Below are 11,226 nucleotides of genomic sequence, written 5' to 3'. Positions count from 1 at the left end.
GAGGGTCGCCAGTTCTTCTTAGGTATGGCTAACCTAACAAGAGCTCGAGGGGAGCGCAGTCCTCTCGCGGCAAAGAGTGATGTGCATCATAGGGGCAGGCAGAGTGCTTCCCTCCACCAGCCCGCCTTTCCTACTGTCCGGGCGGGTCGACCAGCACGTACACGTGGGTGATGAGACCGTCGGTGATCCTCAGGACGTCGCGACCGGTCACCACGGGCGGTGCTCCGGCAGGCCCGAGCGACCACGCGTACGTCGAGAGCTCCTGCGCCGTCCGGATGGGCCCCACCAGCGCGAGCTGCATATTCGGGAGCATCTGCTGCAGTCCGTCGATCGCCTCGGAGAGCCCGGCCAAGCCCGCGTACACCGCTTCCGATTCGAGGACGGCCACCTCGGGCGAGTAGACCGACACCGCGGCCGCATCCCGCTCCGGCCCCGGCGCCGAGTTCCACACGGACAGGTGGTCAGCTGCGATCTGGTCGATGGTCCGGCTCATGAGGTCTCCTCGTGTCGTGGTTCCGCGACCCGGTGCGCTCACGGCTCCGAACGGAAACCCGTCAGCTTGTGCGACCCGTCGCAGTAGGGCTTGAGTACGGACGCTCCGCACCTGCACAGGGCCACCGTACGGCGGGTGCGGGGCAGTTCGATACCGTCTGCGCCCACCAGTTCGAAATCACCGCGGATCAGCAGCGGGCCGTTGGGGCAGGCGACGACTGACACCGGAGCATCGATCCCCGAGTTCAGGGACCGCGCAGGCGAGAGCTCCTCGGGCCCCTCCCTGATACTCACGAGGCCATCACGGGTGAGGGCCGCAGCGAGGAGCGGCCGGCGTCCCACGCATCCATGATGTTCACGGTCATCAGCGTGTCCACCGCGAGCCCGGCCGCGGCACCGAAGATCACGTCCTCGAGCAGGTCCGGCTCCAATTCCACCAGCCCGCCCGCCATGTCCCGTCCGGCGATCTGCTCGTGCACGGCGTCCGCCGCCACGTGCTCGTCGAAGTACTCGATGGCGTCCTCGCCGTAGCCGTGGCGCGCGAATCCGCGGGAGTAGAGGCGGTTCGGCTGCGACGACGTCATCTCGTAGGCGGCCAGGTGCCCCACGATCGCCCCGCGGAGCCGGCGGTTCAGGCCGAAGAGGGACATCAGGTTGTTGACCGAGAGCGTGATCGCGGGAGTGGCGTCGAGGTAGGCGCCGAAGGTGTCGTCCATGCCGAGTGCGCGCATGGTGCGGGCGAACAGTGCCGAGTGCATGCGTGCGGGCAGACCGTTCCCGTACTCGTCCGCCTGGATCTCCACCATCGCCGCCTTCGAGCGGCCGGCGAGCCTCGGGATGGCGAAGGTGTGCGGGTCCGCCTCCTTGAGCTGGTAGACGGACTTGTGCACGAGGAACTCGCGCAGCTGCTCCTCGGTGGCGCTCTTCGCCACGAAGCGCGACATGCTCGGGCCGGTGTCCTCGCCGGTGAGGCGGAACAGTTCGTCGCAGACGGCCTGCCCGGTGGCCGCGGGTAGCGCCCCGAGGGTCACCTCGTCGCGGACCCGCTGTTCGAACGCGGCCTCGATGAGCCGGCGCACGCGCAGGAGATCCGGTTCCCATTCCCAGTCGTCGCCCGCGCCGTCGAGGCCGCTGTAATGCAGTTCGTACAGGCAGAAGAGGGCGAGCTGGAGGTCGTCGTCGTGCAGCAGATCGGGGGTCGCGGCCAGCGCCGACTCCACGAGCCGATGCAGCTCGCGGAGATGCTCCTGCTGCCCGGCGATGGGGCCGGCGACCACGGACAGGACAAGCGCGCTGACGTCACCGCGCGGGGAGGGCTGTTTCATCAAAGACCTCTTCTCTCGACGAACGCGCCGGACCCCGCCGACGCAGTGATGCTAAGCGTACTTCGCATCTCCGACACGTGCGTCGGCACACCCCACGCACGACGACGCCGCGCCGGCGGGCACCCTCGGGTGCGCGTCGGCGCGGCGTCGTCGATGTCGGCGAGTACAGGCTCCGGCGGGCTGGGACACCCGCCGTCCCCTCATCAAGCCATCGCGTCAGGTGCGCGCCGTCGTGGTGCGGGTGGTGCGACCGAGCGCCAGGGCGAGGGCGATCATGCCCACGGCCAGCAGGAGGTGCAGCACGTTGTCGGCGCCGTTCAGGGGCACGAAGTTCGCGGTCGACTCCTGGCCGATCACGAGCCCGTAGATGAACAGCACGGCGTAGATGATGCCGCCGCCCAGCAGGTAGGTGCGTGCACCGGATGCGGTCTTCGCCATGGCGAGTCCCGCGACACCGAACAGCAGGTGCACGATGTTGTGGAGGATCGACACCTGGAAGAGACCGAGCAGCAGGGCGCCGGACTGGTGACCGGCGAACTGCAGGGAGTCGTACTCCGAGGTGATCCCGGGGATGAACCCGAGGATGCCCACCAGGAGGAAGACGATGCCGACTGCCTGAGCGGCGCGCTGCACTGCGGTGCGTCCGTTCGAGACCGTGCGGTTGTTGGTGTTAGCCATGGGAGTGTCCTTTCGAAAGACGAAGCGAGGAGGCCCAGCGCCTACTCGCGGTTGAGCTTGTCCTGTACCGAGCCGGCCATCTTCTCGACCGTGTTCGGGATCTCCGTGGTGCCGTAGAACCGCGAGTCAGGATGCGTGGGCGGCGGCATGGGCGCCGACGTGGTCGGGCCCTCGTGATAGGTGAACTCACCCTTGCCGTCCGGAGTGGGGCCGGAGGCCCAGCTGCCCTCGGACGCCGTCTTGCCGTCGGAGAAGTTGAGGTACTGGTAGGAGACGTCGCGCAGTTCCTTCTTGATCGGGAAGTTGCTCGGCACGGGCAGCTCTTCCATCTTCGACTCCTGCAGTTCGCGTGCGGCTGCGGTCCACTGGTTCTGGTGCATGGTGTCCCGCGCGAGGAGGAAGGACAGCATGTCCCGGATCCCGTGGTCGTCGGTCATGTGGTAGAGGCGTGCCACCTGAAGGCGGCCCTGCATCTCCGCGTTGGCGTTGGCCGTGAAGTCCGCGAGGAGGTTGCCGCTGGCGGTGATGTAGCTACCTTGCCAGGGGTTGCCGTTGCTGTCGGCAGCGCGTGCTCCCGCTCCGGCCACGATCGCCTGCTGCATGTCGGTTCCACCGATGACGGCGGCGACTGCCGGGTCGGCCTGGATCGAATCCTCCGTGATGCCGAGGGGTGCCTTCTCGAGTAGCTGCGCGATCATGGTCGCGAGCATCTCGACGTGCCCCATCTCCTCCGCGCCGATCCCGAAGAGCAGGTCGCGGTACTTGCCCGGGATGTGCGCGTTCCAGGCCTGGAAGCTGTACTGGAGGGCCACGGTGATCTCGCCGTACTGCCCGCCGAGCACCTCCTGCAGTTTGCGCGCGTAGATCGCATCCGGCTTGTCCGGGGTGGCTTTGTACTGAAGTTCCTGCTTGTGGAAGAACACAGGTGTCTCCTTCTGCCGGTGGTCCGTACCGGGTTGACCCGCTCCTTCTGGAAGCGGCCGCGATAGGTCCCTCTGCTTCGACGCTAAGCCGATAGGGAGCCTTTCGAAAAGGTAGTAAGCCGACTTATTTTGACCTTGCGCGATCACGAGAAAGGCCTTGCGTTACCGAACGTAAGCATGCTTAGCTTCAGAGATACGTCCGGCATTCGTGCCGGACCAGTACATCGCCCCACAGCGATGGCGCGTCCGCTGTAACGGCAAAATCAACGTTAGGAATCACCATGACTACGCAGAATTGGCCGCAGGATCCCCTGGTCCCCTCCACCAGCGGCACCGAGGGATCGACGTCCGATCTCGGAGCACACGAGCTCGGCACCTCGGACCTCTCCGGCGGCGTCGGGACGACCACCGGCTCGGACGATTCCAAGACGTCCGTCGCCAAGGACCAGGCCAAGCAGGTCGGTCAGGACGGCAAGGAGGCGGCGAAGAACGTCGCCGGGACCGCCGCCTCAGAGGCCAAGAGCGTGGCCGCGGAAGCCGGCACGCAGGCCAAGAACCTCCTCGGCACCGTCACCCATGAGGTGAAGAGCCAGGCAGGCACGCAGCAGCAGAAGATCACCGAGGGCATCCGCAGCATCTCGGACGAACTCAAGTCGATGGCCGAGAAGTCGGACAACCACATGGTGTCCAGCGTAGTGCAGCAGGCCTCGCAGCGCACCAACTCCGCGGCGTCCTGGCTCGAGAACCGCGACGCGGCCGACATCCTCGAGGACGTCAAGGCCTACGCCCGCCGCAAGCCGGGCGCCTTCCTCGCCATCGCGGCCGGCTCCGGCCTCGTTGTCGGGCGTCTTACCCGCGGTCTCACCGGCAACAAGGGCTCCAGCGAGTCCGACGCCGGCCAGGGCCTCAGCGCCACGGGTACCGGCATGACCACGGGTACCGGCACCTACGCCGGGTACACCGAGGCCGATTCGGACCTCTACAGCGGCACTCCCGTCACGGGCGGCTACACGGACACGACCCGTGGCCAGCACGTCGCGGACTCCAGCCCCGCGTTCGTCGACCCCGCCGACGACTACCCGACGATCCCGCCGGGAACCCCGCCCGTGGGCACCGTCACGAACGACGGAGGTCTGCGCTGATGAGCGACGCCTACACCACCGGCGCGCACCAGGCAGCCGCGCCACCACCCTCGGAGGCCGAGCAGCGCTCCGCCAACGCCTCCGTCGGTGAACTGCTCGGGCAGGTGACGAAGGACCTCTCGAAGCTCATGCGCCAGGAAGTGGCCCTGGCCAAGGCCGAGGCGACCGAATCCGCGAAGAACGCCGGGAAGGGCGCCGGCATGTTCGCCGGTGCCGCCGTCGGCGGCCACTTCGTCCTCCTGTTCCTCTCCCTCGGGCTCATGTACGCGCTCGGGTCCTTCATGCCGGACGGCTGGGCCGCGGTCATCGTGGCCGTCATCTGGGGCATCATCGCCGCAGTCCTCGCCCTCACGGGCAAGAAGGAAATGAAGCAGATCAAGGGCCTCCCGCAGACAGCGGAGACCGTCAAGGAAATCCCGCCGACACTGAAACCAGGTGAGCACACACGATGAGCCAGACCCCAGATGAGATCCGCGCCGATATCGAGCGCACCCGCCAGGAACTCGGCACCGACGTCGATGCGGTCGCGGACAAGGTCAATCCCGCGAACATCGCGCACCGTCAGACCGAGAAGGTCAAGCACAGCTTCAGCAACGTGAAGGAGACCGTCATGGGCAAGGCCGAGGACGTGAAGGACGCCGTGACCAACAAGGCCAGCGACGTCAAGGGCACGGTGCAGGACAAGGCCGGGCACGCGAAGGACAAGGCCGGCAGCGGCATGCACAGCGGCGTGGGCTCCGCCCAGTCCGCGACCGGGACGGCGAAGGACAAGCTCGGGCAGGCCGGACATGCGGTCCAGGGTGCGCCCCAGCAGCTGAGCAGCAAGGCAGCGGGCAACCCGCTCGCCGCCGGGCTCATCGCCTTCGGCGCCGGCCTCCTCGTCTCGTCGCTCATTCCGGCGAGCCAGAAGGAGCAGCAGGCCGCGTCGCAGCTCAAGGAGCAGGCCGCTCCCCTCAAGGAAAAGGTCACCGAGGCCGCAAAGCAGGTCGTCCAGGACGTGAAGGAGCCGGTGCAGGACGCCGTCCAGTCCGTCAAGGAGTCGGCCACCGACTCGGTGCAGACCGTCAAGGATGAGGGCCAGCAGGCCGCCAGCGACGTCAAGGGCAGCGCACAGGACGCCAAGTCCACCGTGCAGCAGGGCTGATTCAGCCCCAGTAGTGACGGAGGCCGCCGGGATGAACCCGGCGGCCTCCGTCGTCGTGTGCGGGTCGTCGTGTGCGCCAGGTCGTCCCCGGCGTGCCCCGGCCCCCTCCATGCCCGCGGTGCGCCGCGGAGCTCTCGTCAGCGGGCAGCGAGGAGCGCCTCCGCCTCCTCCTGGCCGATGATCGGCTGCCGGTACTCCACGGAGAGGATCTCCAGCATTGCGTCGGCATAGCTGGCGTTGGTGCTGCCGATCGCGTCGAGCGCGTAGCTCACGCGGAAGTTCTCCGCGAACGCGTCGGCCCCTGTGTGCGCTACGCAGTTCTGCGTGGACACACCGGCGAGGACGAGGTGGTCGATGCCCCGCTCCCGCAGACGCCGGGCCAGGTCGGTGCCGAAGAAGGCACTGTCGCGCCTCTTCGTGACCGTCTCCGCACCGCGGAGCCGGAGGCCGTCCACGAACTCGGCCTGATGTGTGCCCTCGAAGATGAATCCCTGGTCGTCGTCCAGCATGGAGCGCGTCCAGGTGGAGCGGTCGCGGAGGTGCTCCGTCCGGGCGGCCAGCACGGGGGTTGCCGCGCCCTCGGCGGCGTCGATCAACCTGTTGCAGGCCCTGACGAGTGCGGGCTGGAGCGCCGCGAGCGTCTCGTTCTCGAAGAACGCGTTCTGCATGTCGATGACGAGGAGGGCCGCGCCGCCCCCGGTGCGCTCGATGTCCCGCCCGTTCTGCCGGCCGTTCTCACGGCGCTCCATCGGTCACCTCCAAGGGGGCGGCGGCACTCGCGGACTCCTGGACGGGCCGGAGCGGGGTGACGGCGGCCAGGGCATGAGCTGCACCGGCGGACCCTGCGGGGTGCACGGCGACACCGCGGGTGCCCCACTCCGTCGTCACCGCTCCGGCATCGAGGTCGTCCAGTTCCGGGACGGGGCCGGGTTGTGCTGCCAGGCGGAGGACGTCCGCCTCCTCGAGGGCGACGGCGCGCGCGATGTCCGCCGTCGTGCATCCGGCAGCGAGCGCCCTGCGCACGGCGTCCCCGCAGATGAGCGACAGCCTGTCGCGCTCGAACTCGGCGTTCTCGAGATCCGCAGCGGCGATCATGACGGCGGTGATGGGTGATGGTCGTGAGACGGACATGAGGCCCTTTCTCGGGCTTCGCGAATCCGGTGGCGGCACCTCCACGAGTGCGGGCGTTCCGTGGGGCGGCCGGACCCGGCTCACCGGGGCTGCCGCCCGATCGGAGGGCCCTCTCGCACGGGCGTGACCGCTCGGACTCGAAGGAGTGAAGGCCGGTGGCTGGACCCGCGGTCCATCATACGGAGGCGACCGGGCAGCGTCACGTTCCTCGACCGAGCCTCTTCGCCCCTTCGCCTCGAGGGGGTGCACCAGAAGCCGCTCCGAAGGTGATCGGGACGAAAACCCTAAGCAGGCTTCCCATTAGGTACTAAGTATGCTTACTCTAGAGGCCGGTGGTTCATCGGGGCACAGGTCCCGGACGAACCAGTAACCGGATAGTTCCAACCTCGCAGTGAGATTACTCAGAAGGAGAAGAACATGATCACTCAGCAGAACATCGACACCCTGCTCGGCAACGGCGGCAACGTCCTCGGATCTGACGGAGAGAAGATCGGCTCCATCGGCCAGGTCTACCTCGACGACCAGACCGGCGAGCCCAGCTGGGTCACGGCGAAGACGGGTCTGTTCGGCACCTCCGAGTCCTTCGTGCCGCTGCAGGGCGCAGACGTCTCAGGCAATGACGTCCGCGTTCCCTACACCAAGCACCAGGTCAAGGACGCACCGCGTGTCGACTCCGACGGCAACCTCAGCCCCGAGGAAGAGGATCGCCTCTACCGTCACTACGAGATCGGCGGCGGCACCAGCGGCCACACCGACACGACCGGCACGACCGGCACGACCGGCATGGGAACGGGCCACGTCGGCACGGACCGCGACGTCGACATCGACAGGTCCGGTCGCCACGCCGACCTGACCGACGGCCGCACCGACACGCACTCGAACTCGCACGGCACCGTGGGTCACGACACCTCCGGCCCCACCACGGACGACGCCATGACGCGCTCCGAGGAGCAGCTTCACGTCGGCACCGAGCGCCGCGAGGCCGGCCGGGCGCGCATGCGCAAGTACGTCGTCACCGAGAACGTCACCCAGACCGTCCCGGTCAGCCGCGAGGAAGTCCGCGTGGAGCGCGAGCCCATCACGGACGCCAACCGTGGCGATGCCTACGACGGCCCCGCGATCAGCGAGGAGGAGCACGAAGTGACCCTGCACGCCGAGCGCCCCGTCGTGGACAAGGAAGCCGTGCCGGTGGAGCGGGTGCGCCTGGACACCGAGACCGTCACCTCCAACGAGACGGTCAGCGGAGAGGTCCGCAAGGAGAAGATCGAGGTCGACGGAGCGGACGAGACGCACCGCGATCGCAACCTGTAACGAGCACCACCCGTCACAGGGGCTGAAACGGCAGGGGCCCGGAGCGCAGCTCCGGGCCCCTGCTCGTCGGTCGCCCGCCATCTTCGTTGCCTTCAGTGCAAGGAAGATCCTAAGCTAGCTGTCTATTTCCCATGAAATTGACTAGAGTAACAAAAGGGCAAGCGCGTCAACCGCGTACATCTAAGGGGAAGGACAAGCCATCGTGCCGGAACTGAACGATTGGTCCACGAGCCGCCTGCTGACCACCGCGGCCCGCATCGTCGAGCATTCATGGAACGAGAAGCTCCTGAGCATCGGCATCACGCATGCCGGACTGACCACGCTCGGTGTCCTGGAACGCGAGGGCACCCTGACGGGCGTGAGGCTCGCTCAACTGGTCCACGTCCAGGCGCAGACCGTCGGCCGTACGCTGGACCGCCTCGAGAAGCGCGGCCTGGTGACCCGTCTGCGCAACACGGCGGACCGTCGCAGCCAGCGCATCTCCATCACGTCGGCCGGCATCAAGGCCCTCGAGCGTGCCAAGAACATCGAGCACGAGCTGATGGCCGAGGACGGCCTCGCCTCCGAGGACCTGCGAGATCGCCTCAAGACCGTGATCAACGAGCTGGGCCCGAAGAAGGACTAGTAGCCGCCTCCGTCAGCAGCCATGTTGTTGAAACGCGAGTAATGGCCCTGGAAGCCGACCACCAACGTCTTCGTGGGGCCATTACGGTGCTTGGCCACGATGACGTCGGCCTCACCGGCCCGCGCTGACTCCTTGTCGTACACGTCGTCGCGGTGCAGCAGGATCACCATGTCGGCGTCCTGCTCGATCGATCCCGACTCCCGGAGGTCCGAGACCTGCGGACGCTTGTCCGTGCGCTGCTCGGACCCACGGTTGAGCTGCGAGAGCGCCACCACAGGAACGTTGAGTTCCTTCGCAAGGAGCTTCAGCGCCCTCGAGAACTCGGACACCTCCTGCTGGCGGGACTCCACGCGCTTCCCCGAGGACATCAGCTGCAGGTAGTCAAGCACCACGAGCTTCAGGTCATGACGCTGCTTCAGGCGCCGGCACTTGGCGCGGATCTCCATGAGCGACATGTTGGGGCTGTCGTCGATGAACAGCGGAGCGTCGTTCATGCGCCCCATCGTCGTGGCGATCTTCCCCCACTGCTCGTCCTTGATGGTGCCCTTGCGGAGGTCCTGCAGGCCGATCGTCGCCTCGGCCGAGAGCAGCCTCATGGCGATCTCGTTGCGCCCCATCTCGAGGGAGAAGAAGACCGTGGTCATGTTGTGCTTGATCGCCGCCGACCGCGCCCAGTCGAGGGCGAAGGTGGACTTTCCCATGGCGGGGCGGGCGGCGATCACGATCATCTGACCGCCGTGCAACCCCTGGGTCAGCTCGTCCAGCTCGTAGAAGCCAGTGGGGACGCCCGTCATCCCCTCACCCTTGTGCCCGGCGGATTCGATCTCGTCCACCGTGCCCTCGATGATGTCCTTCAGGGGCACGTAGTCCTCGGCCGTGCGCCGCTCGGCGACGGCGTAGATCTCCGCCTGCGCGGCGTTCACGAGGTCGTCCACCTCGCCGTCGTTCGAGTAACCCAACTGCACGATCTTCGTCCCGGCATCGACGAGGCGACGCAGCACCGCGCGCTCCCGCACGATCTCCGCGTAGAAACCGGCGTTCGCGGCCGTCGGCACGGACTGGATCAGGGTGTGGAGGTAGGCGGGGCCGCCGATGCGCGAGATCTCACCGCGTTTGGTCAGCTCGTCGGAGACGGTGACCGCGTCCGCAGGCTCTCCCCGGCCGTACAGGTCGATGATCGCTTCGTAGATGCTCTCGTGGGCCGGACGGTAGAAATCGATGCCGCGCAGCACCTCTACACAGTCCGCGATGGCGTCCTTGGAGAGCATCATGCCCCCGAGGACGGACTGCTCCGCCACGAGGTCCTGAGGGGGCGTACGCGAGAATTCCGACGCTCGTGTGTCCATTGATGAATCTGCATGTGCCAGGGACACGGGGCCTCTTTCCTGCTGTCGAATCGGTGACCGCCGGAGCGGGCCCACCGGACGCCCGGGTCGGGTCCGACAGGACAGGCCTATCACCCGACACCGTCACTCCGGGCGGTCACCCGCCACCGTAGCCCCGTCCACCAGACCCACCAAGCGCCAACCCAACAGGGGCTGTGGGTAAGTGTGAATAAGCTGTGGATTGCGCGGCGTGTCTTGTGCACAGGATGGGGAGAACCCTGTGGACAAGAAAGTTCTTTCGGTCCAAACCTGCCTCTGACAAGGGACGACGTTGTACCCAGCTTGTGGAGGACAACTACTTTCCACGCCCCTCCATCCACAGGACCGCTGTTGACAACCCTTGCGAAAGTACTTCGCTAGGCGCCCTAGCAGACGCTCCGCAGCGGAATCCGTGGGCGCGAGGTGTGCTGCAGGTCACAATCACGCGTCACCTGCGCATATGCAGCGTCTGGAATACCGTGCGGAGAGACGCACGGCTCCAGGAGTCGCCCGTGAGCATATGTTCAAGCGTCCATCGGGTTCCCGACATGCACCCGGAGAGGGGACACAACGCAGGAAGCCCCCGCGTGAACGGGGGCTTCCTGATACATCTGGACCGCTGGTCAGCGGGTCGTGCTCTAGATCGCGACGACGTCCAGATCGATGACGGCTGCGACGTCCTCGTGAAGACGGACGTTCGCCTGGTACGAGCCGACCGACTTGATGTGTGCGGGCAGTTCGACCTTGCGCTTGTCGATGGTGCCGAGACCGGCAGCCTCGACGGCCTTCGCGACGTCGTCGGCCTTGACCGTGCCGAACAGGCGGCCGGAGCCACCCGCCTTGACGGTCAGGGTGACGGGCTTCGCCGACAGGGCAGCTGCCTGCCGCTGTGCGTCCTCGAGCGTGGAGTGCTCACGGGCGGTACGCGCGGCCTTTATGGAATCGACCTGCTTCTCGCCACCCTTGCTCCACATCAGGGCGAAGCCGCGGGGCAGAAGGTAGTTACGTGCGTAACCGTTCTTCACCTCGACGACGTCGCCTGCTGCACCGAGTCCGGTGACTTCCTGGGTCAGAATGAGCTTCGACATTGT

The 11,226-nt window shown here is 66.9% G+C and carries 14 protein-coding genes; 5 read left to right on the top strand and 9 right to left on the bottom strand.

Annotated features, from left to right (window positions below):
• Positions 1-130 precede the first annotated feature (130 nt).
• From AC4D16_RS14955 to AC4D16_RS14935, 5 genes are all read right to left on the bottom strand, one after another.
• Positions 131-493 carry a hypothetical protein gene (locus AC4D16_RS14955; protein ID WP_490955552.1) on the bottom strand — a complete coding sequence of 121 codons (363 nt, stop codon included), beginning with the start codon at positions 491-493 and terminating at the stop codon, positions 131-133.
• 38 nt (positions 494-531) lie between these two features.
• Positions 532-786 carry a CDGSH iron-sulfur domain-containing protein gene (locus tag AC4D16_RS14950; RefSeq protein WP_490955551.1) on the bottom strand — a complete coding sequence of 85 codons (255 nt, stop codon included), beginning with the start codon at positions 784-786 and terminating at the stop codon, positions 532-534.
• Complete coding sequence (locus tag AC4D16_RS14945) at positions 783-1,817, bottom strand: iron-containing redox enzyme family protein (protein WP_490955550.1); 1,035 nt, start codon at positions 1,815-1,817, stop codon at positions 783-785. Before AC4D16_RS14945 ends, AC4D16_RS14950 begins: the two co-directional genes overlap by 4 nt.
• 216 nt (positions 1,818-2,033) lie before the next feature.
• Positions 2,034-2,495 carry a DUF4383 domain-containing protein gene (locus tag AC4D16_RS14940; protein WP_490949999.1) on the bottom strand — a complete coding sequence of 154 codons (462 nt, stop codon included), beginning with the start codon at positions 2,493-2,495 and terminating at the stop codon, positions 2,034-2,036.
• A gap of 41 nt (positions 2,496-2,536) precedes the next feature.
• Positions 2,537-3,418, bottom strand: a complete 882-nt coding sequence (locus AC4D16_RS14935; RefSeq protein WP_490949998.1) for a manganese catalase — start codon at positions 3,416-3,418, stop codon at positions 2,537-2,539.
• A gap of 281 nt (positions 3,419-3,699) precedes the next feature.
• Between AC4D16_RS14935 and AC4D16_RS14930 the strand changes: the two genes are divergently transcribed.
• From AC4D16_RS14930 to AC4D16_RS14920, 3 genes are read left to right on the top strand one after another with little or no spacing between them, the layout of a single operon-like run.
• Positions 3,700-4,560: a hypothetical protein gene (locus AC4D16_RS14930; protein WP_490955549.1), complete on the top strand. Its 861-nt coding sequence runs from the start codon at positions 3,700-3,702 to the stop codon at positions 4,558-4,560.
• Positions 4,560-5,012: a phage holin family protein gene (locus AC4D16_RS14925; protein ID WP_490949996.1), complete on the top strand. Its 453-nt coding sequence runs from the start codon at positions 4,560-4,562 to the stop codon at positions 5,010-5,012. Before AC4D16_RS14930 ends, AC4D16_RS14925 begins: the two co-directional genes overlap by 1 nt.
• Positions 5,009-5,704, top strand: a complete 696-nt coding sequence (locus AC4D16_RS14920) for a DUF3618 domain-containing protein (protein WP_490949995.1) — start codon at positions 5,009-5,011, stop codon at positions 5,702-5,704. Before AC4D16_RS14925 ends, AC4D16_RS14920 begins: the two co-directional genes overlap by 4 nt.
• A 137-nt stretch (positions 5,705-5,841) precedes the next feature.
• Here the strand turns inward: AC4D16_RS14920 and AC4D16_RS14915 are convergent, their stop codons facing one another.
• Both AC4D16_RS14915 and AC4D16_RS14910 read right to left on the bottom strand, forming a co-directional pair.
• Positions 5,842-6,453 (bottom strand): cysteine hydrolase family protein, encoded by a 612-nt coding sequence (locus tag AC4D16_RS14915; RefSeq protein ID WP_490955548.1) that lies wholly within the window; start codon positions 6,451-6,453, stop codon positions 5,842-5,844.
• Positions 6,440-6,835, bottom strand: coding sequence for a hypothetical protein (locus AC4D16_RS14910; RefSeq protein WP_490955547.1), 396 nt, complete (start codon positions 6,833-6,835; stop codon positions 6,440-6,442). The genes AC4D16_RS14915 and AC4D16_RS14910 overlap by 14 nt, the downstream gene beginning before the upstream one ends.
• 417 nt (positions 6,836-7,252) lie before the next feature.
• Between AC4D16_RS14910 and AC4D16_RS14905 the strand changes: the two genes are divergently transcribed.
• Both AC4D16_RS14905 and AC4D16_RS14900 read left to right on the top strand, forming a co-directional pair.
• On the top strand, positions 7,253-8,146 hold the full coding sequence (locus AC4D16_RS14905; RefSeq protein ID WP_490955546.1) for a DUF2382 domain-containing protein: 894 nt from the start codon (positions 7,253-7,255) through the stop codon (positions 8,144-8,146).
• Between the two features lie 202 nt (positions 8,147-8,348).
• Positions 8,349-8,771 (top strand): MarR family winged helix-turn-helix transcriptional regulator, encoded by a 423-nt coding sequence (locus AC4D16_RS14900; protein ID WP_490949991.1) that lies wholly within the window; start codon positions 8,349-8,351, stop codon positions 8,769-8,771.
• Here the strand turns inward: AC4D16_RS14900 and dnaB are convergent.
• Positions 8,768-10,144, bottom strand: a complete 1,377-nt coding sequence (dnaB, locus tag AC4D16_RS14895) for a replicative DNA helicase (RefSeq protein WP_490949990.1) — start codon at positions 10,142-10,144, stop codon at positions 8,768-8,770. The genes AC4D16_RS14900 and dnaB overlap by 4 nt on opposite strands.
• A gap of 629 nt (positions 10,145-10,773) precedes the next feature.
• A complete protein-coding gene (gene rplI, locus AC4D16_RS14890) occupies positions 10,774-11,223 on the bottom strand; it encodes a 50S ribosomal protein L9 (protein ID WP_490949989.1) in 450 nt (149 codons plus the stop codon).
• Between the last annotated feature and the right edge of the window lie 3 nt (positions 11,224-11,226).

The organism is Arthrobacter sp. TJ-236, from assembly GCF_058269235.1.
This window is presented reverse-complemented; position numbering and strand designations above follow the sequence as displayed.

Bases quoted from the DNA above. Each gene is read 5' to 3' on its own strand.
- AC4D16_RS14955 (WP_490955552.1), bottom strand. From the start codon at position 493: ATGAGCCGGACCATCGACCAGATCGCAGCTGACCACCTGTCCGTGTGG.
- AC4D16_RS14945 (WP_490955550.1), bottom strand. From the start codon at position 1,817: ATGAAACAGCCCTCCCCGCGCGGTGACGTCAGCGCGCTTGTCCTGTCC.
- AC4D16_RS14940 (WP_490949999.1), bottom strand. From the start codon at position 2,495: ATGGCTAACACCAACAACCGCACGGTCTCGAACGGACGCACCGCAGTG.
- AC4D16_RS14930 (WP_490955549.1), top strand. From the start codon at position 3,700: ATGACTACGCAGAATTGGCCGCAGGATCCCCTGGTCCCCTCCACCAGC.
- AC4D16_RS14925 (WP_490949996.1), top strand. From the start codon at position 4,560: ATGAGCGACGCCTACACCACCGGCGCGCACCAGGCAGCCGCGCCACCA.
- AC4D16_RS14920 (WP_490949995.1), top strand. From the start codon at position 5,009: ATGAGCCAGACCCCAGATGAGATCCGCGCCGATATCGAGCGCACCCGC.
- AC4D16_RS14915 (WP_490955548.1), bottom strand. From the start codon at position 6,453: ATGGAGCGCCGTGAGAACGGCCGGCAGAACGGGCGGGACATCGAGCGC.
- AC4D16_RS14910 (WP_490955547.1), bottom strand. From the start codon at position 6,835: ATGTCCGTCTCACGACCATCACCCATCACCGCCGTCATGATCGCCGCT.
- AC4D16_RS14905 (WP_490955546.1), top strand. From the start codon at position 7,253: ATGATCACTCAGCAGAACATCGACACCCTGCTCGGCAACGGCGGCAAC.
- rplI (WP_490949989.1), bottom strand. From the start codon at position 11,223: ATGTCGAAGCTCATTCTGACCCAGGAAGTCACCGGACTCGGTGCAGCA.